At 70.6% G+C, this 22794-nt stretch carries 22 protein-coding genes and 1 pseudogene; 15 read left to right on the top strand and 8 right to left on the bottom strand.

What is annotated here, in order from left to right; all coding sequences use genetic code 11:
• Positions 1-66 precede the first annotated feature (66 nt).
• A complete protein-coding gene (locus tag ACILR4_RS22975) occupies positions 67-1386 on the bottom strand; it encodes a glycerophosphodiester phosphodiesterase family protein (RefSeq protein WP_395703215.1) in 1320 nt (439 codons plus the stop codon).
• Between the two features lie 155 nt (positions 1387-1541).
• On the opposite strand from ACILR4_RS22975, the gene ACILR4_RS22970 reads away from it, so the two are divergent.
• From ACILR4_RS22970 to ACILR4_RS22920, 11 genes are all read left to right on the top strand, one after another.
• Positions 1542-2018 (top strand): hypothetical protein, encoded by a 477-nt coding sequence (locus ACILR4_RS22970; protein ID WP_395703214.1) that lies wholly within the window; start codon positions 1542-1544, stop codon positions 2016-2018.
• The gene (locus ACILR4_RS22965) at positions 2015-2926 is read left to right on the top strand and encodes a tetratricopeptide repeat protein (protein WP_395703213.1); all 912 of its coding nucleotides are present in this window, start codon (positions 2015-2017) and stop codon (positions 2924-2926) included. The genes ACILR4_RS22970 and ACILR4_RS22965 overlap by 4 nt, the downstream gene beginning before the upstream one ends.
• A 32-nt stretch (positions 2927-2958) precedes the next feature.
• Positions 2959-4242, top strand: a complete 1284-nt coding sequence (locus ACILR4_RS22960) for an ATP-binding protein (RefSeq protein ID WP_395703212.1) — start codon at positions 2959-2961, stop codon at positions 4240-4242.
• A 127-nt stretch (positions 4243-4369) separates the two neighbouring features.
• Positions 4370-4918 (top strand): hemerythrin domain-containing protein, encoded by a 549-nt coding sequence (locus tag ACILR4_RS22955; protein ID WP_395703211.1) that lies wholly within the window; start codon positions 4370-4372, stop codon positions 4916-4918.
• 385 nt (positions 4919-5303) lie between these two features.
• Entirely contained in the window at positions 5304-6641 is a 1338-nt protein-coding gene (locus ACILR4_RS22950) for an NRAMP family divalent metal transporter (protein ID WP_395703210.1), read from the top strand.
• 20 nt (positions 6642-6661) lie between these two features.
• Positions 6662-7033 carry a DUF2946 family protein gene (locus tag ACILR4_RS22945; protein WP_395703209.1) on the top strand — a complete coding sequence of 124 codons (372 nt, stop codon included), beginning with the start codon at positions 6662-6664 and terminating at the stop codon, positions 7031-7033.
• 110 nt (positions 7034-7143) lie between these two features.
• On the top strand, positions 7144-7857 hold the full coding sequence (locus ACILR4_RS22940; RefSeq protein ID WP_395703208.1) for a hypothetical protein: 714 nt from the start codon (positions 7144-7146) through the stop codon (positions 7855-7857).
• 4 nt (positions 7858-7861) lie between these two features.
• Positions 7862-8317: a hypothetical protein gene (locus ACILR4_RS22935; protein WP_395703207.1), complete on the top strand. Its 456-nt coding sequence runs from the start codon at positions 7862-7864 to the stop codon at positions 8315-8317.
• Positions 8314-8526, top strand: coding sequence for a DUF4266 domain-containing protein (locus ACILR4_RS22930; protein ID WP_395703206.1), 213 nt, complete (start codon positions 8314-8316; stop codon positions 8524-8526). Before ACILR4_RS22935 ends, ACILR4_RS22930 begins: the two co-directional genes overlap by 4 nt.
• Positions 8513-11050, top strand: coding sequence for a DUF3570 domain-containing protein (locus ACILR4_RS22925; RefSeq protein WP_395703205.1), 2538 nt, complete (start codon positions 8513-8515; stop codon positions 11048-11050). The genes ACILR4_RS22930 and ACILR4_RS22925 overlap by 14 nt, the downstream gene beginning before the upstream one ends.
• Positions 11051-11071: 21 nt before the next feature.
• Positions 11072-11968 (top strand): FAD:protein FMN transferase, encoded by an 897-nt coding sequence (locus tag ACILR4_RS22920; RefSeq protein ID WP_395703204.1) that lies wholly within the window; start codon positions 11072-11074, stop codon positions 11966-11968.
• On the opposite strand, the gene ACILR4_RS22915 is transcribed toward ACILR4_RS22920, so the two are convergent.
• The 7 genes from ACILR4_RS22915 to ACILR4_RS22885 form a co-directional block, all read right to left on the bottom strand.
• Positions 11965-14100, bottom strand: coding sequence for a TonB-dependent receptor (locus tag ACILR4_RS22915; protein ID WP_395703203.1), 2136 nt, complete (start codon positions 14098-14100; stop codon positions 11965-11967). The genes ACILR4_RS22920 and ACILR4_RS22915 overlap by 4 nt on opposite strands.
• Before the next feature lie 33 nt (positions 14101-14133).
• Positions 14134-14997, bottom strand: coding sequence for a nickel transporter (locus ACILR4_RS22910; protein ID WP_395703202.1), 864 nt, complete (start codon positions 14995-14997; stop codon positions 14134-14136).
• An 85-nt stretch (positions 14998-15082) separates the two neighbouring features.
• A complete protein-coding gene (locus ACILR4_RS22905; RefSeq protein ID WP_395703201.1) occupies positions 15083-15556 on the bottom strand; it encodes a copper chaperone PCu(A)C in 474 nt (157 codons plus the stop codon).
• Positions 15557-15886: 330 nt separating this feature from the next.
• A complete protein-coding gene (locus ACILR4_RS22900; RefSeq protein WP_395703200.1) occupies positions 15887-16549 on the bottom strand; it encodes a rhodanese-like domain-containing protein in 663 nt (220 codons plus the stop codon).
• 27 nt (positions 16550-16576) lie between these two features.
• The gene (chrA, locus tag ACILR4_RS22895; RefSeq protein ID WP_395703199.1) at positions 16577-17917 is read right to left on the bottom strand and encodes a chromate efflux transporter; all 1341 of its coding nucleotides are present in this window, start codon (positions 17915-17917) and stop codon (positions 16577-16579) included.
• On the bottom strand, positions 17918-18859 hold the full coding sequence (locus ACILR4_RS22890) for a chromate resistance protein ChrB domain-containing protein (protein ID WP_395703198.1): 942 nt from the start codon (positions 18857-18859) through the stop codon (positions 17918-17920).
• A 57-nt stretch (positions 18860-18916) separates the two neighbouring features.
• The gene (locus ACILR4_RS22885) at positions 18917-19204 is read right to left on the bottom strand and encodes a hypothetical protein (protein ID WP_395703197.1); all 288 of its coding nucleotides are present in this window, start codon (positions 19202-19204) and stop codon (positions 18917-18919) included.
• A 205-nt stretch (positions 19205-19409) separates the two neighbouring features.
• Between ACILR4_RS22885 and ACILR4_RS22880 the strand changes: the two genes are divergently transcribed.
• The 4 genes and pseudogenes from ACILR4_RS22880 to ACILR4_RS22865 form a co-directional block, all read left to right on the top strand.
• Positions 19410-19985, top strand: coding sequence for a GNAT family N-acetyltransferase (locus tag ACILR4_RS22880; RefSeq protein ID WP_395703196.1), 576 nt, complete (start codon positions 19410-19412; stop codon positions 19983-19985).
• Positions 19986-20258: 273 nt separating this feature from the next.
• A complete protein-coding gene (gene kdpF, locus ACILR4_RS22875; protein WP_395703195.1) occupies positions 20259-20351 on the top strand; it encodes a K(+)-transporting ATPase subunit F in 93 nt (30 codons plus the stop codon).
• Positions 20348-22138 carry a potassium-transporting ATPase subunit KdpA gene (kdpA, locus tag ACILR4_RS22870; protein ID WP_395703194.1) on the top strand — a complete coding sequence of 597 codons (1791 nt, stop codon included), beginning with the start codon at positions 20348-20350 and terminating at the stop codon, positions 22136-22138. Before kdpF ends, kdpA begins: the two co-directional genes overlap by 4 nt.
• A 7-nt stretch (positions 22139-22145) precedes the next feature.
• Positions 22146-22794: pseudogene (locus ACILR4_RS22865) on the top strand (potassium-transporting ATPase subunit B); the annotation flags it as partial.

Raw genomic sequence — 22794 nt, 5'->3', positions numbered from 1 at the left:
GAGAACGAGATAAACAGTATAAATCGTATATCTCGATTGCTCGGTCGCCCGGCGCGTCGTCTGCGCTCAGCGCCCGGTTGCCTTCAGGTAGGTGGTGCGCGCCGCGACCGCCTGGTTCGCGAAGTCGCTGAACACGCCGTCGACGCCGGCCCGGTAGAAGGCCAGGTACTCCGCCGCCGGGTCGCCGCCGTAGGCGCCGGCCAGGTACTTCTTCTCGCTGCGGAAGGTGTAGACGTGCACGAACAGGCCGGCCTTGTGCGCATCGGCGATCACCGCGTTCGGCGCCACCGAGTTCACGTCGGCCAGCGCGCCGGTGTAGGGCGTGCCGTCGGCGTTCTTGTCCTTCCACGGCGAGACCTTCAGGGTCATCACCTGCGGCTTCCAGGGGCCGATGCCGTCGGCATAGGTCTTGATCTCGGCCAGGCCCGCGGGCGTCAGCATCTCGCCGAAGTAGCGGCCGTCGCCGGCCAGGGTCCAGCTGTAGGGACGACCGTCGACGAAGTTGTAGACGTCGTCGGTCCGGTAGATCATCGCGCCGGTCTTGTAGTCGACGTCGTTGCCGTCGACCAGCTGCACCACGCGCGTGGCCAGGCCGATGGCGCGCATGTACTTCAGGCTCGCCGGGTCGAAGGACTGCACGATGATCGGCGCGGTCTTGCTGTTGTAGCCGTTGTCCTTGATGAGCTTGACGATCGCGTCCTCGAACGGGTGTTCGCCGCTGCCGCAGCCGTTGGCCTTGGCCTGCTGGTTGTTCCAGTACGGGTTCTTGGCCTCGGGGTAGACGGTGATGGTGCGGCCGCTGGAAGCGCTCCTGGCCTTGGCGATGTCGATGACCTCCTGCATCGTCAGGATCGGCAGCTTGCCGTTCAGGTCGGTGGGCCGTTGGTCGCGTGCGTCGTAGGTGGTGCCGCCGATCCACTGCTTGAGCTCGGCCACCGTGAAGTCGGTGATCGACCAGTCGCCGGTGTGGTCCTCGCCGTCGACGATCAGCGACTTCAGCACCGACTTCGGATCCAGCGAGTAGCTCACCGGCACCAGCACGCCCGGCACGGTGCGCTTGCGCGCGGCCACCGCGGCGTTGGTCTTGGCCACCTCGGCGATGTTGGTGTTGTCGCTCAGCCAGGGGTTGTGGCGCGCCACCAGCACGCAGTCCTTCGTCAGGTGCAGGTCTTCCTCCAGCGAATCGGCGCCGGCATCGGCCGCGCCTTCGAAGGCGGCCTGGGTCTCTTCCGGGTACAGGCCGGGCAGGCCGCGGTGGCCGATGACCAGCGGCTGCTGGCCGTCCAGCGTGGGCAGCGGGGCGGGATCGTCGCTGCCGCCGCAGGCGGACAGGGCAGAGAGGGCGGCGGCGGCGGCCAGGGTGAGGGCGGGCAGGGGCAGTCTCATCGATGCGCTTCGGGTGATCAGGAAAGCCGTGGATGCTGGCGCGCGGTGATGACGGCGGCGTGACGGTGCCGTCGCGGCGGCCCGCGATCCTAGTCTCCGAAAGCAGCGGCCACTGCCCTGGCGCGGAGGGCGGGCGTGCTACATTGATCCGGCCCATGTCCACCACCATCCGTCACGATCTGCTGCAGCCCAGCCTGCAGGGCCAGCCGGCCGGCCGCGCACCCTACAGCCAGACGGCGGGCTTCGCCTGTGCGTTCTTCGGCGGGCCGGTGGCCTCGCTGCTGCTGGCGGGGCTGAATGCCTGGCGTGTCGGCCGCTGGCCCAAGGACCTCGGCTTCCTGCTGCCGGCCGCGCTGCTGTGGGTGGGGCTGCTGGCGGCGCTGATGCACACCGCCGCCGGCAACGCGGTGGCCCGTGCGGTCACCGAGCTGGCCGGTCGGCGCGGGCCCGAGCTGCTGATGCAGGCGCTGGGCCTGGCCTACTTCGCCTTCACCACGCTGTGGCTGCACCGCCGCGAGCACCGCATCGCCGACCTGATGGGCCTGAAGCGGCCCAACGGCTGGTGGGTGGGGCTGGCGCTGGTGGTGCTGGGCAATGGGGCGACCTTCGGCCTGGCGGCCTGGCTGGCATGAGCATGGAAGGCGGTCAGCTCTTCGGCGGCGAAGGCCAGCCGCCCGACGCCGACCGCGTGGTGCTGCAGGCCAGTGCACTGCTCGACCGCCGCCGCTACGCGCAGGCGCGCGCGCTGCTGGCCGATGCGCTGCAGCGCGCGCCCGACCATGCCGGCCTGCTGTTCGAGCTGGGCCGCGCCGACGTGATGGAGGAGCGCTACGACAGCGCGCGCGAGACCTTCGGCCGCCTGCTGCAGCGCTCGCCTTCGCATGTGGGCGCGCGGCTGCTGCTGTTCATCACCGAGATGGAAAGCCAGCGGCCGGCCGAGGCCGAGCTGCTGATCCTGGGCCTGCTGCGCGAGTCGCCGCAGCAGGGCGAGTTCTATGCCCACTACGCGCGGCTGATGCTGCGCGCGCTGCTGTTCGACAAGGCCAGCGCACTGGCCGACGAGGGCCTGCGCTTCGCGCCGCAATCGGACACCTGCCTGCGCGCCCGCGTGCTGTGCGACCTGGTGCTGCAGGGCAGCCGGGTGGACAGCGCGGCGCTGCAGCGCCTGGTGGCCGGCGACCCGCACGACCTGCACACGCTGCGCCTGGTGGTGGTGGCACTGGCCCACGCCGGCCGCCAGCGCGAGGCGCTGAAGCTCGCGCGCAACCTGCTGCGCGCCGACCCCACCGATGCCGGCCTGCTGCAGATGGTGCAGGCGCTGCGCATGGGCACGCACTGGAGCATGTGGCCGCTGTGGCCGTTGCAGCGCTGGGGCTGGGGCGCGTCGATCGCGCTGTGGGCCCTGATGCTGGTGGGCGTGCGCGTGGTCGACCGCGTGGCGCCGGGCTGGAGCGGGCCGGTGTCGATGCTGCTGCTGGCCTATGTGGTCTACAGCTGGGTGTGGCCACCGCTGTTCCGGCGCTGGATGCTGCGCGATTGAACCGTGCTGGCCGCTGATTTCGGACGATAGCCATGAGTGAATCCCAAGATGACCGCGCCGCGCTGGAACAGCAGCTGCTGCGCCAGCCCTTCGATGCCGCGCTGCGCCGGCGCTATGCCGAAAGCCTGCTGCGCGAGCAGGCCTGGGACGAGGCGCTGACGCAGGCCGAGCTGCTGGCCCAGCAGCAGCCGCTGAAGCCCGAAGGGGCGCTGCTGGCCGCACAGGCCCTGCTGGGCCGCGGCGAGCGCGAGGCGGCCCTGAAGCGCTACGACGAGGCGCGCACGCTGGCCGGCTTTGCGCCGCTGCCGGCGCTGGAGGCCCTGGGCGCGCAGGCCGTGCCGGCCAACGACGCGCCGCTGGCCGCGAAGCCGGCCGCGCCACGGCTGCAGCTGGTGGGCGCAGGCGAGGGCGCCGGGGCCCCGGCCGAGGTGCGCGCGATCCAGCAGGTCAGCGAGGAGAAGGTGCGCTTCTCCAGCATCGTCGGCATGGACGAGCTGAAGAAGACGATCCGGCTGAAGATCATCGAGCCCTACCTGAAGCCGGGCCTGTTTGCGCGCTTCCGCATGGGTTCGGGCGGCGGGCTGCTGCTGTACGGCGCGCCCGGCTGCGGCAAGACCATGCTGGCGCGCGCGGTGGCCAACGAGTGCAATGCCGCGTTCGTCGCGGTGGGCATCTCCGACGTGCTGAACATGTACCTCGGCGAGAGCGAACGCAACCTGGCCGCGATGTTCGACAAGGCCCGCGCGCAGGCGCCCTGCGTGCTGTTCTTCGACGAGCTCGACGCGCTGGCCTACGCGCGCGCGAAGGCGCATGGCAACACCACGCGCACGGTGGTCAACGAGTTCCTGTCGCAGCTGGACGGCATCGGGCGCGAGAACCACGGCGTGCTGGTGCTGGCCGCCACCAACATGCCCTGGGACGTGGACGGCGCGATGAAACGGCCCGGCCGCTTCTCGCGCCAGATCTTCGTGCCGCCGCCCGATGCCGCGGCGCGTGCCGAGATGCTGCGCATCAAGCTCACCGGCGTGCCGATGGAGGCCGACCTGTCTATCGAGACCGTCGCGCGGCGTGCCGAGCACTACTCGGGCGCCGACATCGACGGGCTGATCGAGATGGCCAAGGAATCGGCCCTGGCCGACAGCCTGGACGGTGCCGAGCGCGGCCTGAACGCGGCCGATTTCGAGCATGCGCTGGCCCGCATGCAGCCGTCCACGCTGGACTGGCTGCGCACCGTGCGCAACGTCGTCAAGTACGCCGGCGAAGACGGCAGCTACAAGGACGTGGAGCAGTACCTGAAGCGGGTGAAACTGCTGTAGCGCATGGCGCATGCGGGCCTCGCAGGAGGCTGCTTGATCGCCGCCGCCCGCAACGCTCCGATTGAGTCAGGTCAAGACGGACCTGCGCCAGAAGCCTAGGCTGGCAGCGTACTTTCGGAGGGTTGCCATGACGCTTGCTGAACAGACCGAACTGGCCGATCCTGGCCCTGATGGCATGGACCTGCTCGATGGCTGCCATCGCCGCACAGCGCTGGCGCTGGACCAACTGGCCGCGATGGTGTCGCGCCTGTCCGAGCAGGGTGCAGACGCCGAGACGCGCCGGCTGGCGCGGCAGGTGCACGAATTCTTCAGCACCACGGTGCGGCAGCACCACGATGACGAAGAGCGCCATGTCTTCCCCCGCATGCTGGCCTCGGGTGATGCGGCGCTGATGCAGACCGTGCTGCGCCTGCAGACCGACCACAACTGGCTGGAGGAAGACTGGCTCAACCTGTCGCCCCAGTTGCTGGCGGTGGCCGAGGGCCACGTCGGGTACGAGGTCGAAGCGCTGCGCGAGTGGTCCGAAGTGTTCATCGGCCTGCTGCGCGACCACATGGCGCTGGAAGAGTCGGTGATCTACCCTCAGGCGCGCGCGAAGCTGGGCGAGCGCGAGCGCCACGACATCGGGCGTCAGATCGCCAGCCGGCGCCGTGGCTTGGCGGACGCGCGGAAGTAGCGGCCGAGGCTGCGCGGTGCGCTCGGCGCCGTGGCTTGCCATGTCGCATGAAAAGAGCGGCCACGCCGCGCTGCGGGGGCTGTAGCGGACAGCCGAGCGACAGCTATTGGCGTGGCATTTGACCCGGCGCGGGGTGTGCAGATCCGCCCCGCCGTTCGATAATCCGCCTTCCTTCACTCGACGGCCTTAGCCATGAACCCAGCGCCTAGTTGCTGGCCTTCGCCGTCCGAACGTTTCGCGGTCGACTGCTAGTCGGCCTTGCACGCGCCGGGCGGTGGGGGCTTCGATCCATCCACCCCACCCGGCAGCCGGGCCGCCACGGCCCGCGCCGAGGTTCTGCGCCATGTGCCACCGCCAAAGGCGGGCCTGGCGTCAGGAGCTTCCGATGCAACACCTCGTGCAACGTCCACCCTTGCTGAACCGCCTGCTCGCGTCCGCGCGCCAAACGCTCCCCGAAACCCGTGCGCTGGCCCAGCGCCTCGGCCCCGGCCTGATCACCGGCGCGGCCGACGACGACCCCAGCGGCATCGCCACCTACAGCCAGGCCGGCGCGCAGTTCCGCTTCGGCCTGGTGTGGACGCTGCTGCTGACCACGCCGCTGATGATCGGCATCCAGATGCTTTCGGCCCGCATCGGCTGGGTCACCGGCGAGGGTCTGGCCGCCAACATCGCCAAGCTCTGCCCGAGCTGGCTGACGCTGGGCCTGGTCAGCCTGCTGGTGGTGGCCAACACCATCAACATCGCCGCCGACATCGGCGCCATGGCCGAGGCCGCGCGCCTGCTGGCCGGTGGCCATAACACGACCTACATCGTGCTGTTCGGGGCCGCCTGCGTGCTGGGCCAGGTGTTCTTCTCTTACGAGCGCTCGGTGCGCATCCTGAAGTGGCTGACGCTGGCGCTGTTCGCCTACTTCGCGGTGGTGATGGTGGTGCAGGTGCCTTTCCGCCAGGCGCTGACCGAATCGCTGGCGCCCTGGCGCTACCTCCCGAAAGACGTGGCCATGGCCGACTACGCGAGCATGGTGGTGGCGGTGCTGGGCACGACGATCAGCCCCTACCTGTTCTTCTGGCAGGCCGCGCAGGAAGTGGAAGACAGCCACCGCCGGCCCGACGCCGCCGAGCTGAAAGGCGACCGCGCCTATGCAGAGGAGCACCTGTTCCGCATCAAGCAGGACACCTACATCGGCATGCTGTTCTCGAACGCGATCGCGCTGTGCATCGTGTTGGCCACCGCGGTCACGCTCAACCTGCACGGCATCACGCAGATCCAGACCGCGGCGCAGGCCGCCGAGGCGCTGCGCCCGGTGGCTGGCGAGTTCGCCTTCGCGGTCTTCGCGCTGGGCATCATCGGCACCGGCCTGCTGGCGGTGCCGGTGCTGGCCGGCTCCGCCGCCTATGCGGTGAGCGAGGTGTTCGGCTGGAAGGCCGGGCTCTCGCAAGGCTTCCACGAGGCGCGCGGCTTCTACGCCATCATCATCGCGGCCACCGCCATCGGCGCGCTGATGAGCTGGTACGAGCTCGACCCGATCCGCGCGCTGGTGTGGAGCGCCGTCGTCAACGGCGTGATCTCGGTGCCGATCATGGTGGTGATGATGTGGGTCGGCCAGTCGCGGCGGCTGATGGGCGCGCTGACCATCACGCTGCGGCACCGGCTGTTCGGCTGGGCCGCGACCGCGGTGATGGCGGTGGCGGTGCTGGTGATGCTCGCGACCTCGCTGGGTTAGACCCCTACAATCGCGACCCCATGCGCCGGGCCCTCCGCCACCAGTACTTCGCCTCCTGGATCGCGAGTTTCGCGATCCTGCTGGCGGCGCTGGCGCCGGCCTTGTCGCAGGCTCTGCAGTCCGGCGGCCCCGATGCCTGGGCCGCCATCTGCTCGAGCACCGGTGCCAAGGGCGCCGGCCCGTCGCAGGACGGGCAGGGCACGCCCAAGATGGCGATGGAGCATTGCCCCTATTGCTCCTGGCATGCGCCGGTGCTGGGCCTGCCGCCCGCGCCGCTGCAGCCGCACCTGGTGGTGACCGGCTTCCAGCCGCTGCCCACCCGCTTTGCGCAGGCGCCCCGCACGCTGCACGTGTGGGCCACCGCGCAACCGCGCGCGCCACCGCTCGCGTGAGCTGAACCTCCGGGCGCTGCCTGCGCCCGCCTTGTCGCATGTTGCCGCGGCCGCCGCTTCAGGCGGGCGCGCGCGCATGCACTCGCAGTTCCTCACACGAGATCGCATCCATGAATCGCATCGGATTCCGTTCCACCCTGTCCGCGCTGGCCGCTGCCGGCCTCCTGACCACCGGCCTGGCCGCCCAGGCCCACACCACCCTCCAGGTGCAGGCTGCCGAAGGCACCACCACCTACAACAACCTCGTCATCGGGCATGGCTGCACGCTGGCCGACGGCACCAAGCTGCCGGTGATCGCGCAGAGCGTGGTCTTTCCGACGGTGAACCCGAAGTACACCGTCACCGGCACGATGGCCGGCAACCCGGCGGTGGTGTCGATCACCACCTTCGCCAACGTGCCGCAGCTGATCCAGAACAGGGACATCTTCAGCAGGCAGAAGGAAAAGACCAACGCCGCCGGCAACGTCATCGGCTTCGAAAGCACCGAAGGCGCGCTCGATCCCACGCTGCACGGCCTGGTGCCGTTCCGCACCGCCGGCATCACGTTTCCGGCCGACTCGTGTGCCACCAAGTTGATCGTCCAGGTCGCGGTGGCCGACATCTGCCAGAAGAACGGCGCGAAGAACCTGTGGATCCCGGCGGTCACCGCGAAGTATGCGGACGTCACGGTGGACGGCATCGGCGCGCCGGCCTCGCTGACGATCAACCGCGACCTGACGAAGAACCCGCTGCCCGCGAGCTGCGGCGCCGGCTACGTCTTCACGGTGACGCCCTCGAACGAGGACGTCGATGCCAACCTGAAGCTCGACGGCTACCTGCCCTGATGCCATGAAGACGCTGCCCCTGTCTCGCGCCCTCAGCGGCGCGCTCCTGGCGGCCGCGCTGGCCGCTCCCGGCCTGCCGGCCCTGGCCCACAGCTATGTGTTCACGCTCGGGCCCGCGCCCGGCGCCACGCACTACTTCGGCGTCATCTGTTCCACCGATGGCGGTTACGAGACCGACCACCTGTACCTGCAGCTGCAAAGCCTGACGCCGAACGCGCCGGCGCTGAGCGCGCAGGTGGTCAAGGGCAGCGTGGCCACCAACACCACCGACGCGATCGGCGCCGACGCGGCACCCAGCCCGGCCTCGCGCACGCCGGGCGGCAACGGCCTGTACCAGGTGCTGATCAACAAGGCCGGCGCAGGCGCGGTGAGCTTCAACGTCACTGTCCATTGCCTGGACGCCACCGGTACCCAGCACACGGGCACCGACGGCGTGGTGTACCAGTACCAGGACCGATGAAGCGGCTGCTCATTCCCGTGGTGCTGGCGCCTGTGCTGCTCGGCGCCTGCGCCGAGGTGGCGCCGTGGCAGCGCGGCACGCTGGCCAAGCCGCAGATGGCGGTCGACCCGCAGCCGGCGCAGAGTGCGCTGCGCGCGCATGTGCAGGCCAGCCGTGAAGCGGCGGGCCGCAACAACCCGGCCGAGGGCGGCGGTTGTGGCTGCTATTGACGCCGGCCGTGGCGCGCTCGAGGCGCTGACCGCCGCCGCGCTGCTGCTGCCCGGGCTGGTCAGCTTGCCGGCCCGGGCACAGCCGTCCGACACGGCCGAGGGCGTCACGCTGCAGAGCGCGCAGTACCGCGAGTCCGCACGCGCGGCCGGCATCGTCGGCGAAGGGCCGGCGCCGATCCGTGTCGACAGCCTGGCCTGGCGCGCGCAATGGGCCCTGCCGCGCGGCGATGGCCTGGTGCTCGCGGCCACGCAGGACACCTGGTCCGGCGCCACGCCGATCACCACCGCGCCCGCGCTGGCGCAGGGCAACCGCCCGGTGCGGGCGCTGCGCGGCGGGCAGCTGGTGACGGTGGGCGCCTCGCCGATGCTCAACGGCCAGCTGCTGCTCGATGCGCACGACCGCCCGGTCAGCGTCGACCCTGCCAGCGGCCGCGTGACGCCCGCGTCCGCGCTGGTGCACACGCTGAGCTCGGCCTCGCCCGAAACCCGGCAGCAGCTGGACCTGCGCTTGCGCCAGCGGCTTGACGAGGACCGCCAGCTCACGCTCGGCGCCGGTGCGTCGCGCGAGCGCGACTACCTGTCGCGCTTCATCAACCTCGGGCATTCCATCGGCCTTGCCCAGAGCACGCTGACCTTGGGCGTCAGCCACACGCGCAGCGACAGCCGCGCCACGCTGGACCACGACGCCGCGCCGTACATCACGAAGACGGCGTATGGCGCGCGCATCGAATCGCATGCCGGGCAGCTGGTGCTGCACGGCCGGCGGCGCGACACGTCGGTTTCGGCGGGCTTCACGCAGATCCTCGGGCCGGCCACGCTGCTTGAAGCGACGCTGTCCTACACGCGCAGCGCCGGTGACCTGGCCAACCCGTACAAGGTGAGCAGCGTGATCTTCGCGCCGCTGGTGGCCGGCAGCGAGGCGCCGCGCAACGGCGACCTGCGCGCGCTGATGGAGCAGCGGCCGGCGCAGCGGGGCCAGTGGACCGCGGGTGTCAAGCTGGTGCAGCACATCGCCGCCACCGATGCCGCGCTGCACCTGGGCTACGGCCTGTACCACGATGACTGGGGCATCACCGCGCAGCGCGCCGAGGCCGAATGGCTGCAGCCGCTGGGTGACGGTCGGATGCTCAGCGCCCGGCTGCGCAGCTACAGCCAGGGTGCCGCGCGCTTCTACCGCGACGTTCTGGTCACGCACCAGGCCTACCGCCAGGTGCGCATCGGTGGCGACGGCCAGCCCGTCGTCACCGTCTTCGACCCCGCGCTGCTGCCGGCCTATTTCTCCAGCGACCAGCGGCTCGCCGCCTTCGGCGTGCTGGGCTTCGGCCTCGGCTGGACGCAGCCGCTGGGTCGCGGTGTCACGCTTGAACTTGGCGTGGACGCCGCGCGACACGCGGCCGCGCTGCGCTGGGGCGGCGGGTCGGCCGACGGCGCATTCGCCGACTTCCGCTACGCGATGGCCAATGCCACGCTGCGCATCGACTTCGACGGCGCGCCGCCAGCCGCGGCCACGGGCCACGGGCACGCCCATGACGACAGCGAGTCGGTGCCGCACGTCGAACACGTTGGCCTGCCTGCCGGCGTGCCGCTGGCGCATGGCGCGATGGCACCCGGCCGCTGGATGCTGGGCCTGCGCCTGGTGAACCAGCGCGATGCCGGCGAACTGCGCCCCAACGGCCAGCCGGTGAGCGACGACCAGTGGCGCACCGAGGCCTGCCAGCCGGTGGCCTGCAGCACCCGCCCCCAGCGCATGACGATGCAGATGCAGATGCTCGACATCGGCTACGGCCTGGGCGAAGGCCTGGGCCTGATGCTGATGCCGCAGTACATCAGCGCGGCGATGGACAGCCGACTGCTCGAAGGCGGGCCGCCGCCCGATGGCCCCGTGCACTTCGGGCGTCATGACAGCGCCGGCTGGGGCGACACGCCGCTGCACCTGCTGTGGCAGCCCGCGGCCGGGCAGGGGCGCTGGACCCTGGGCCTGGGCCTGAGCCTGCCCACCGGCCGCACCGACCTGCGCCACCGCCGCAGCCACCAGCAGGACGGCCTGCCGCAGGACTACGGCATGCAACCCGGCAGCGGGACCTGGGACCTGCTGCCCAGCCTGGGCTACCAGGATGCCGCCGGCCCGTGGGCCTGGGGCGCGCAGGCGCTGGCCACCTGGCGCGGGCAGGCGCGCAACGGCGCGGGCTACGCGCTGGGCCACCGGCTGGACGCCAGCGCCTGGCTCGGCCGCCGTGTGGCCCCGTGGCTGCAGCTGACGCTGCGCGCCGCGGCCAGCGGCCAGGGCCGGGTGCGCGGCGAGCGCGCCGAGCTGGCCACCAGCGGCTCGGCCGCCGACCATCCGGCCAACCAGGGCGGCCGCTGGCACGAGCTGGGGCTGGGTGCCGTGATCGACGGACTGCCCGGCGCGTGGCAGGGCAGTGCCTTCGCGTTCGAATGGCTGCAGCCGCTGGACAGCCGGGTCAACGGCTACCAGCCCACCCGCAGCGGCACGCTGGTGGCCAGCTGGCGCCAGCACTTCTAGCGAACGAAACGAGCGGCCATTGTGTTCGAGCTGCACCACCCTTTCCGCGCGATGGGCACGCCCTGTGAACTGCGCCTGGTGGCCGCCAGCGCCGCCCGCGCCGAACAGCTGGCCGGCCTGGCGCTGGCCGAGGTGCAGCGGCTGGAGCAGCGCTATTCACGCTACCGCGAAGACAGCGTGCTCAGCGCCATCAACCAGGTGGCGGCAGCCGGCGGCGGCGTGGAAGTGGACGAGGAGACCGCCGCGTTGCTGCACTATGCCGACACCTGCCACCGCCAGAGCGGCGGCCTGTTCGACATCAGCGCCGGCCTGCTGCGCCAGGCCTGGCGCTTTGCCGACAGGCAACTGCCCGAAGCGGCGCTGATCGAGTCGCTGCGCCCGCGCATCGGCTGGCACCGCCTGCACTGGCAGCCGCCGCGGCTGACGTTTCCACAGCCCGGCATGGAGCTGGACTTCGGCGGCATCGTCAAGGAATACGCGGTCGACCGCCTGTCCGCGCTGCTGGCGGCCGAAGGCGTGCAGCACGGCTACGTCAACCTCGGCGGCGACATGCGCGCCATCGGCCCGCAGCCCGACGGCCAGCCCTGGCGCATTGGCATCCGCCATCCGCGCCGGCCCGGCGAACTGCTGACCACGCTGGCGCTGAGCCAGGGCGCGCTGGCTTCGAGCGGCGACTACGAGCGCTGCATCGTCGTCCAGGGTCGGCGCTATGGCCACATCCTGAACCCGCGCACCGGCTGGCCGGTGCAGCACCTGGCGGCGGTGAGCGTGCTGGCCCCGCTGTGCGTGGTGGCCGGCAGCGCCGCGACCATCGCGATGCTGAAGGAGCAGCAGGGCCCGGCCTGGCTGGCCGCACTGGGCCTGCCGGCGCTGTGGGTGGATGTCGAAGGCCGTTGCGGCGGCGAGTTGGCACCCTAGAACGCCAGCTTCAGCGTCAGCCGCAGCGTGCGCGGCTCGGCCGGGTGGAGGTGCCTGTCCGCCACCGGCGCGGCCTCGCCGGGCAGCTGCGATTGGTAGAAGTATTCGATGTCGTTGACCTGGCGGTCGAACAGGTTGAAGACATCGAGCGTCAGCTCGGCCTTGGGCGACAGGCGCCGGCTGACGCGCAGGTTGGTCGTTATCGACGGTGCCGAGCGCACGCTGTTGTCCTCGATCAGCGCGCCCGCGCCCAGGTAGCGCCACTGCAGGCTGGCCGACCAGGGGCCGAGCTCGCGCAAGGTGAGGGCGAGCGAGGCCACCTTGTCGACGGCGTTCGGGATGCGGTTGCCGGCCGGGTCGGCATCGGCGAAGCGGGCGTGCGTCCAGGCCAGGTCGGCATCCACCAGCAGCCAGGGCAGCGGAATGTAGCGGTTGTTCCACTCGACGCCGCGGCGCTTGCTGGGCCGGTTCGGCTCGGTGGCGCCGGCGTCGCCGACGTAGACCAGCTCGGAATCGAAGTCCAGCCGCCAAAGCGCCAGCGAGCTCTGCAGGCCTGGCAGCCATTCGGTGCGGGCGCCGAGTTCCATGCCGCGCGCGGCCACCAGGCCCGGCACCTTGTCCACCGCGTCGCCGGTCTTCGGGTCGATGCTGGCGGTGGTGCCGCGCGCGTCGTTGCTGTGGAAGCCGCGGCCGGCGTTGAAGAACAGCTCGGTCTTCTGCCAGGGCCCGGCGATCAGCGAGAACTTCGGCGACAGCAGGTGGTCCGAGGCGCTGCCGCTGTTGGCCGCCAGGCTGCGGCTGTCCACGCGGAAGCGGGCCTGGTCCGCGCGCAGCCCGACGATGGCGCGCAGCCAGGGCGTGAGTTCGGCCGTGGTCTGGCCGTACAGGGCGAGCAGGGTCTCGCGCACCGTGTCGTCGCGCGTGGTGCCGGTGATGCGACGCTGCGCGGTGTCGAACAGGCCGACGCGGATCCGGTCCTGCCGCAGCTGCAGGCCGATTTCGCTGCGCGCGTTCAGGCTGCCGAGCGGATGATTCACCGCATGGCTGGCGGTGAGGCCGACGACGCGGCGATCGTCCTGCTGAGAGAACTGGTCGCCCTGGTCCGGGCGCTCCATCGCGTAGGTGAAGTTCGAGTACAGCTTCAGTCCATAGTCGATGAAGTACGCGGCCACGCGGCTGCTGCTGTCGTCGCGGTTGCGATGCCAATCGCCCGACACGCTGTTACGGTGGGTGCGGCCGCCATCGCTCGGGTCCAGTGAATCGAAGCGGTCGAAGGCCTGGCCCCGGTACTGGCCGGCGTCGATCAGCCGCTGCGGGATCTGGTCGGTCGAGGTCCAGCGCGCGTCGTAGGCCATCAGGCTGCCGCTGAAGCCCTCGGCGCGGGTGCCGCCGCTCAGCGTCAGCACCGCATTGGCCTTGCGCAGGTGTTCCGGCACGGTCCAGGGGCCGTCGTTGTGCTGCAGCTCCACCGCGCCCAGCAGCTTCAGCCCGCTGCCGACATCGCTCGACGCGCCGCCGACCACGCGCTGGAAGCGGCGCTGGCCGAGCGTCAGCGCGGCGAAGGCCTCGTCGAGCGTCGTGCGGTAGACGATGTCGGCCGAGCCGGCGGCCGAGAAGTCGCCGTTGTTCGCGAAGTACGGGCCCTTGCGGTATTCGATGCGGTCGACCAGCTCGGGGATCAGGAAGTTCAGGTCCGAGTAGCCCTGGCCATGGCCATGCGTGGGCATGTTGACCGGCAGGCCGTTGACGGAGGTGGCGAAGTCGGTGCCGTGGTCGAGGTTGAAGCCGCGCAGGAAATACTGGTTGGCCTTGCCGTCGCCCGAGTGCTGCGTGACGATGACGCCGGGCACGAACTCCAGCACCTCGCCCGGGCGCAGCGCCGGCCGGCTCTTCAGCAGCTCGGCGCGGATGGTGCCCTGCGAGGCGGCGTCCGAGCTGCCGACGGCATTGTCGTAGTGGCGGCCGGTGATCTCGACGCGGCCGCTGCTGGCGGCTTCGGCCGCGGCGATCTCTTCGGCCTGCGCCACGGGCAGCAGCAGCGCCAGGGCTGCGGCCAGCGCCAGCGGCTGCTTGCACAGTGCAGGCCGGCCCGCGGTTTGGCAAGCGGGCGGGAACAGGGGCTGTGGAGGCAAGGGGATTCTGTGTGAAGGTGAAGTCAATGCCTCTTACGCACGCGAAGCTGCCGTGGATTCAACCGTCACCACGGCTGCTCGGCGCGCCAACCCGTAGCTCAACGCCATGAAGGCCAGCACGCCGAGGCCGAGCCCGAGCTCGGCGCCGGCCAGCGCGCCGTCGATCCAGCGCGAGGCCATGCGGGCGATGCCCAGGCCCGCGATCGCCAGGCTGACGCAGGCCACCGCCAGCGTCATCGTGCGCGAGGCGATGGCCGCCAGCCGATCGCTGCGCTGGATCAGGCGCGCCATCCACCAGCCGTTGGCGCCGTCAGCCAGCAGCATGCCCAGCACGAACAGCAGGCCCAGCGTCAGCGCATGCCCCACGCCCCCGAAGCGCACCGCCATCACCGCGAACAGCGCGGACTGGCTGAGCGTGTCGAAGGACAGCGCGAACAGTGCGCCCACGCCCATCACCGCGCTGGGGCCGGACGACGACCGCGCCGGGCCCCGGCCCGCGCCCGCCAGCCGACCCGCCAGCGCGCCCAGCCACCGGCCGCGCACCGCGGCCAGCGGCACCGCCGTGCCTTGCGGTGCCTGCAGCACGGCGCGCAGGTTCACCAGCCCGATCAGGGCCAGGAAGCCGATCGAGACGAAGGCACCGAGGGTTTCGAACCAGGCCGGCGGCATCCAGCGTGCGCCCAGCAGGCCGGCCAGCAGCGCGATGCTGAGCACCACCAGCCCATGGCCGCCCGAAAACAGGGCGCCGCACAGGCGGGCATGCGCCTGCCCGCGGCGCAGGCTCAGGCGCGTGAGCCCGTCGATGGCGGCCAGGTGGTCGGCATCGAGCCCATGGCGCAGGCCGAGCAGGAAGACCAGGGCGCACAGGGCGCCCCAGTCGGCGGGCAGGTCGTGCATGGGCGGTGTCCGGCGCTGGGGTATGAGGAGTCTATCGATTCGTCATACAAGAACCGTGCCGCTCCCCGACCGGGCGGTCGCCGCGTCAGTGCTTGGCCGGCTCGGCGGCGGCGCCCAGCGCCTTCACCGGCGCCTTCACCTCCACCGACTCGCGCTTGCCGTCCTTGCCTTCGACCACCAGCGTCACGGGCACCGTGTCGCCGGCCTTCAGCTGCTGCTTCAGGTCGAGCAGCATCACGTGGTAGCCGCCGGGCTTCAGGTCCACGGCCTTGCCGGCCGGCAGGTCCAGCGCATTGACGGCGCGCATCTTCATCACGTTGCCGTCCATCGCCATCTCGTGGATCTCGACGCTGGCGGCCACCGGCGAACTGACGCTGACGAGCTTGCCGCCGCTGGTGGAGGTGATCTGCGCGAACAGGCCAGTGGCCTTCTGCTGGGCCACGGTGCCGCGGACCCACGGGTCCTTGACGGTGGTTTGCGCGGCGGCGCCGGCGGCGACCAGCAGGCCGGCCAGGGCCAGCGGCAGCGCAGCGGTTCGGGAGAAGCGGGAGGTGGACATCGAGGGTCTCCTGGGCGGTGATGACAAGGGAAAGAACGGGCTCGCGTGACGACAGTGTGGCCGCATCAGCCGACGACTCGAGGCAGCAGGCGCAAGGGGGGAAGGGCCGGCGCTGGCGCCAGCCCGGGATGAGCGGCACCGGCTCCGCCGGGGCGTCTCAGGTCCCCTTGCGGGGGGCGTGCTCAGGAGACCCTGGGTGGCGCGCGGGGCTGCGCACGCCACCAGACCGCCGGCGTGCGCGGCTGAGCTTCACGGGACGAGATTGTAGGGACCGGGCTGGCGCGCGCCCTGGGCGCCGCCGTGCCGCGACGACGGCCGCGTGCCTGCCGGTCAGGCGCGGGGCTTGTCCACCACCGGCCGGCCGGCCCGCGTCCAGCCGTCGATGCCGCCGCTCAGATAACGCGCATTGACACCGGCCGCGCGCAGGCGCATCGCGGTCGAGCGGCCGACCTCGTGGCCGTAGACGCAATAGACGACCACCGGCTGCTCCGCCGGCAGCTCCGCGGCCCAGGTGGTCACGGTGGCCGGGTCGCACCAGCGCGCGCCGGGGATCATCGACGGCGCCTGCGCGAACACGCCGGCGCGCCGCACGTCCAGCACCATGGCGCCTTGCAGCGCATCGGCGTCGGCGGCCAAGGGCTCGCTGGCGGCATGCACCGCGGCCTGGTAGCGCTGGTAGACCCCGGCCCAGGCGATGTGTTGCATCTCGCGGGCCAGCATGGCGCTGTCCTGGCCGCTCAGCGGCAGCGCCAGCAGTGGCACCCGCCGCGCATCGCCGGCCACCAGTGCCCGGTTCACCAGGTGGCCACCGTTCGGGTCGAAGGCCATCAGCAGCCACCGGGCATCCACCGGTGCAGATGCGCCGCGGCCGAGGAAGTCCCGGCGCCAGCCCTCGACGCCGCCGAAGCTGGCCTCCAGGGCCAGGCGCATGGCCGGCTCCATCGAGACGCCATCGCCGCCAAGGCTGGCAGGGTACAGGTCGGGCAGGGGCATGGAGGTGTTCATCGATGTCAACCAATGCTAACGAATGAAAGTCACGGCCAGGCCGGCGGCGGCGCTCATCCCCAGCAGCGGCAGCACGCCGAGCTTGAAGCGGAACAGCGCCCCGGTGGCGGCCAGCGCGATCAAGGCCGAGATCCAGTCGAAGCGGCCGCCGAAGCCCTGCGGCCAGAGCACGTGGTACGCGAAGAACAGCGCCAGGTTCAGGATCACGCCGACCACCGCGGCGGTGATGGCCGACAGCGGCGCGGTGAAGCCCAGCTTGCCGTGCGTGGCCTCCACCGCCGGGCCGCCGGCCAGGATGAACACGAACGAGGGCAGGAAAGTGAAGAAGGTGACCACCGTGGCCGCCAGTGCGCCGCCGGCGAACAGCGCATCGGGCCCGGCCACCTGCTTCAGCCAGCCGCCGACGAAGCCGACGAAGGCCACCACCATGATCAGCGGACCAGGCGTGGATTCGCCCAGCGCCAGGCCGTCGATCATCTGCGGGCCGCTCAGCCACTGGTACTGCTCGACCGCGCCCTGGTAGACGTAGGGCAGCACCGCGTAGGCACCGCCGAAGGTCATCAACGCGGCCTTGGTGAAGAACCAGCCCATCTGCGACAGCGTGGCCTGCCAGCCCTGCGTGGCCACGAGCACGGCCATGGCGGCCGCCCAGAGCCCCAGGCCGCCCAGCAGCACCCGCACCAGGTGCGCGCGCGAGAAGCGGGCATGCGCGGGTGGGGGCGTGTCGTCGTCGATGATCGCCGGGCCGTAGCCCTGTTTGGCGCTGCCGTGCCCGCCGCCGATGGCGAACACCTGCGGCCAGCGCCGCGCGCCGAAGTGGCCAATCAACCCCGCCGCGACGACGATGGCCGGGAAGGGCGTGTCGAGCGCGAAGATCGCGATGAAGGCGGCGGCCGCGATGCCCCACATCCAGCCGTTCTTCAGCGCGCGCGTGCCGATGCGGTGGGCCGCGTGCAGCACCAGCGCCGTCACCGCCGGCTTGATGCCGTAGAAGATGCCGGCCACCAGCGGCACGTTGCCGAAGCGCATGTAGATCCACGACAGCGCGACCAGGATGAACAGCGAGGGCAGCACGAACAGCCCGCCGGCGACGATGCCGCCCCAGGTTCGGTGCATCAGCCAGCCGATGTAGCTGGCCAGCTGCTGGGCCTCCGGGCCCGGCAGCACCATGCAGTAGTTCAGCGCATGCAGGAAGCGGTTCTCGCTGATCCAGCGGCGGCGCTCGACCAGCTCGGTGTGCATGATCGCGATCTGCCCGGCCGGTCCGCCGAAGCTGATGAAGCCGAGCTTGAGCCAGAAGCGGAAGGCCTCGGCGAAGCTGACGGGCTCGGGGCGCTGCAGAAGCTTGTCGTTCATTCAGGTGCTCTGGGTGGATGCGGGGGCGGCATGCAGCGCGTCGAAGACCTGCAGCGCGGCTTCGAGCAGCGCGTCGTCTTCGGGGTGCACGGCCAGCAGGCCGGCCAGCACGGCCTCGATGCCGGCTGCCTCCGGCACCGGGATGCCGCCGATGTCGAGGTAGTGCACCACCTGGGCCATGCGCTGCAGTTGCGGGTCGGCATCGAGCCCGAAGCTCGCGGCCATCACCTCGAAGCTGCAGCGCGCGCCCACGTGCGTGAAGCGCGCGCCGTCATAGTCGAAGCCCAGCACGCCGCGCGGCGCGTGCGTGGGGTCTGGCAGCCAGACGAAGCGGGCCTCGGTGTCGATGTAGCGGCGGATCAGCCAGGCGCAGGCCAGGCGGTCGACCCAGGGCCGCGCGCGCGTGGCCCAGCACTTGCCCTGGAACTTGCGGATGTCCAGCCGCACCAGGCCCTGTGCGGCCTGGGCCACCGGCTCGCCGCGCGAGAAGCGCGCTTCCAGGGCCTGGCGCAGCATGGCCAGGTGGGCCGTGGCCTGCTCGGCCGCGGGGCCGGGGTAGTAATCGATGCGTTGCAGCGCCTGCAGCGCCTCGGCCTGCGTGCGCAGGCGGCGGCGGGCCTCGGTCTCGTCCAGGTCGGCCAGGCGCGCGGCCAGTGCTTCGGCTTCGGTGCGCCACTCGGCATAGGCCTCGCTGCGGTCGAACAAGGCCAGCATCGCGGCGCGCTGTTCGTCGCTGCGCGGGGCCAGGTCCATCACCTCGGCGCTGCCGCCATGGGCGCGCGCTTCCTCGGCCAGCGGGTCGAACAGCGCGGCCTGTTCGGCCGGCAGCAGAAAGGTGCCATCGCGCGGCGAGGCGCAGCCCAGGCCCTTCAGCGCACGCCAGAGGCGCAGGCGCACGGCATTGGGCTGCGTCGGCAGCGTGATGATCAGGATCGCCCACATGGGGCGAAATATATACGTCTTCTCCGGAAATAACTATTTCTAGTTGATGACCGGATGTCAGAAGGTCGGCGCCGGCTCCGTCGGCCCGGAGTCCTTCGATGCCGCCAGCGCGGTGGCCGCATCCGGCACGCTGGTGTCGCCGGGCGCCGCCGTTGCGGCCGGTGCCGCCGGTGCGGGCCGCGCGCCGGGCGGCAGGTGGCTGCGGCCGGCGAAGGGGTCGAGCAGCACATGGTCCACCACCATCGCGGCGGCGGCGCCGAGGCTGGCGCTCAGCACCACGGCCAGCAGCGGCAGCGCCATGCGCCGGCGGGTGGGAACGACGGGACGAGGGAAAACGGTGCTCATGGTCGGGCTCCTGTGAGGGTCTGGCAAAGGTCACGCCCGTGGCCTTCACTGGGATAGGACGCAGAACGGCGGCCAAACCGGACAGGCCCTCCGCGCCTTGACGTGGCTTTGACGCCGCCTTGATGCGGCCCCCCGAACTCTTGATGCCATCTTGAGCGGCCGGCTGCTGCAATGGCGTCATCGCGGCACGACCGCAGGACATCCGATGAACAGCCTGAAGATCCGACGCTTGCAGCCCGGCGACTCGCTGGACGAGTTGACCGCCCTGGTTCACCGTGCCTTCGCGCCACTGGGGCGCGAAGGCCTGCGCTGCACCGGTGTCGACCAGCCGGTGGAAACCACCCGGCAGCGCGTGGGTCGAGGCGACTGTTTCGTCGCCTGCTACGGCGGTCGCCTGGTCGGCACCATGACGATGGAGGCGCCGGATCGCCAGAGCGACTGCCCCTGGTTTCGCCGTACCGACGTGGCCACGCTGCACCAGTTGGCCGTGGAGCCCTGCTCACAGGGCTGCGGCTGCGGGCGGGCCTTGATCCGGCATGCGGAACAGTGGACGCAGGCGCGCGGCCACGCCGAACTGGCGCTCGAGACGCCCACCCGCGCCACCGAGCTGCGCGCCTTCTACGCGAGCCAGGGCTTCCGGACGGTGGGTCACTGGCACAAGGCCGGCAAGGACTACGAGAGCGTGGTGCTCAGCAAGGCCATTGCGGTGCCGCCCCGGTGCATCGATCCGTGGCTGGCGCCGCACCGGCTGATGGGGTGCGGCAGCCTGGGGCCGCGCTGAGCTGCCGCCACCGGCTCGCGATTGACCGCGGTCAATCGGCGGCGCGATGAGGGGCGCATGCTTTTGCACGCTTGGCACCCGCTGCCTTCTTGACACTTTCTTGATACCCGCCGGCCGCATCTTTCCAACATCTTGATGCCCCGGTTCCTAGCATCTCTGTCTCGATAGGAGGTCGACTCACATGGACGTCGCATATCTCGCACTCGCGCTCGTGTGCTGGCTGTTGTTGGCCGGCATGGCGGCGGGCTGCGCCAAGCTCGGAGGAGCCCGCTCATGAACATGATGTACGTACTGGGCGCGGTCGCTGCCGTGGGCCTGCTGGTCTACCTGGTTGCGGCCTTGCTGCAGCCGGAGAAATTCTCGTGACCACCCATGCCTGGCTGTTGCTGGCCGCGTATTCCGCGGTCCTGCTGGCATTGGCCGTGCCGATGGGGCGCTATCTCGCCCACGTGATGGAAGGGCGCCTGAAGTTCGCCGGGCGCGTCGAGGGCGGCTTCTACCGGCTGTGCGGCGTCAAGGCCGATGCCGACATGGGCTGGCTGCAGTACGCACTGGCCATACTGTTGTTCAACGGCCTGGGCGTGCTGGCGGTGTATGCGCTGCAACGCCTGCAGCTGTGGCTGCCGCTCAATCCGCAGGCCATGGCCAACGTCTCCCCCGACTCCGCCTTCAACACCGCGGTGAGCTTCGTTTCGAACACCAACTGGCAAGGCTACGGTGGCGAAACCACGATGAGCTACCTGACCCAGATGCTGGGCCTGGCGGTGCAGAACTTCTTCTCCGCCGCCACCGGCATCGTCGTCGTCATCGCGCTGATCCGCGGCCTGGCGCTCCACAGCGCGCAGGGCATTGGCAACGCCTGGGTCGACCTGACGCGGGTCACCTTGTGGGTGCTGCTGCCGATCTCGTTCATCTACGCGCTGTTCCTGGTGCAGCAGGGGGTGGTGCAGAACTTCGATGCCTACCGGGACGTGAAGCCGCTGGAGACGGTGGCCTACCAGGAGGCGAAGAACGGGCCCGACGGGCAGCCCACGAAGGACGACAAGGGCAATCCGGTGATGGAGGACAAGCGCAGCGACACGCAGACCTTGGCGATGGGCCCGGTGGCTTCGCAGGAAGCCATCAAGGTGCTCGGCACCAACGGCGGCGGCTTCTTCAACGCCAACTCGGCGCACCCGTACGAGAACCCGACACCGCTGTCCAACTTCGTGCAGATGCTGTCGATCTTCCTGATCCCGGCCGGCTTGTGCCTGGCCTTCGGGCAGATGGTGGGCGACCGGCGCCAGGGCTGGACCGTGCTGGCCGCGATGATCGTGCTCTTCATCGCCGGCGCGGTGGCCGCGATGAGCTTCGAGCAGCAGGGCAACCCGCAGATTGCGGCGCTGCAGGTCGATCAAGCGGTCAACGCCTCGCAGCCCGGCGGCAACATGGAGGGCAAGGAAGCGCGCTTCGGCATCGCCGAGTCGGCGCTGTTCGCCACCATCACCACCGATGCCTCGTGCGGCGCAGTCAACAGCATGCACGACTCGTACACGCCGCTGGGCGGCATGGTGCCGCTGGTCAACATGCAGCTGGGCGAGGTGGTGTTCGGCGGCACCGGCACCGGCCTTTACGGCATGCTGGTGTTCGCGATCCTCGCGGTGTTCATCGCCGGGCTGATGATCGGCCGCACGCCCGAGTACCTGGGCAAGAAGATCGAGGCCTACGAGATGAAGATGAGCTCGATCGCCATCCTCGTCACGCCGCTGCTCGTGTTGCTGGGTACGGCCGTCGCGGTGATGGCCGATGCCGGCCGCGCCGGCACCGCCAACCCTGGCGCGCATGGCTTCAGCGAGATCCTCTATGCCTTCACCTCGGCGGCTAACAACAACGGCAGCGCCTTTGCGGGCTTGTCGGCCAATACGCCGTTCTACAACGTGATGCTCGGCCTGGCGATGTGGTTCGGCCGCTTCGGCGTGATCGTGCCGGTGCTCGCGCTGGCCGGCTCGCTGGCCGCCAAGAAGCGCATTGCCGTCACCGGCGGCACGATGCCCACGCACGGGCTGCTGTTCGTCTCGCTGCTGATCGGCGTGGTGCTGCTGGTGGGCTTGCTGAACTACGTGCCCGCGCTGGCCCTGGGGCCAGTGATCGAGCACCTGATGCTGTGGAAATGAGCCCATCATGACCCGCAAGACCTTTTCATTGTTCGACCCGACGCTGGTCAAGCCGGCCATCGTCGACTCGTTCAAGAAGCTCAGTCCCCGGGTGCAATGGCGCAACCCGGTGATGTTCGTCGTCTACGTCGGCAGCCTGCTGACCACCGCGCTGTGCGTGCAGGCCCTTGCGGGCCAAGGCGAGGCACCGCCGGGATTCATCCTCGCCATCACGCTGTGGCTGTGGTTCACGGTCCTGTTCGCGAACTTCGCCGAATCGCTGGCCGAAGGGCGCAGCAAGGCGCAGGCGGCCTCGCTGCGCAGCCTGAAGCGCGAGACCTGGGCGAAGATGCTCGAGGAACCCAAGTACGGCGCCAAATGGCATCCGATCGAGTCCACGTCTTTGCGCAAGGGCAATGTGGTGCTGGTGATGGCCGGCGATGTGATCCCGGCCGACGGCGACGTGATCGAAGGCGTGGCCTCGGTTGACGAGAGCGCCATCACCGGTGAATCCGCGCCGGTGATCCGCGAGTCCGGCGGCGACTTCTCGGCGGTGACCGGCGGCACGAAAGTGTTGTCGGACTGGATCGTCGTGCGCGTCGCCGCGAACCCGGGCGAGACCTTCGTCGACCGCATGATCGCGATGGTCGAAGGCGCCAAGCGGCAGAAGACACCGA

It is taken from the genome of Aquabacterium sp., assembly GCF_044226965.1.
Lineage (GTDB): Bacteria > Pseudomonadota > Gammaproteobacteria > Burkholderiales > Burkholderiaceae_C > Pseudaquabacterium.
Note: the sequence above shows the minus strand (reverse complement) of the source record. Positions and strands in the feature narration are given on the sequence as shown.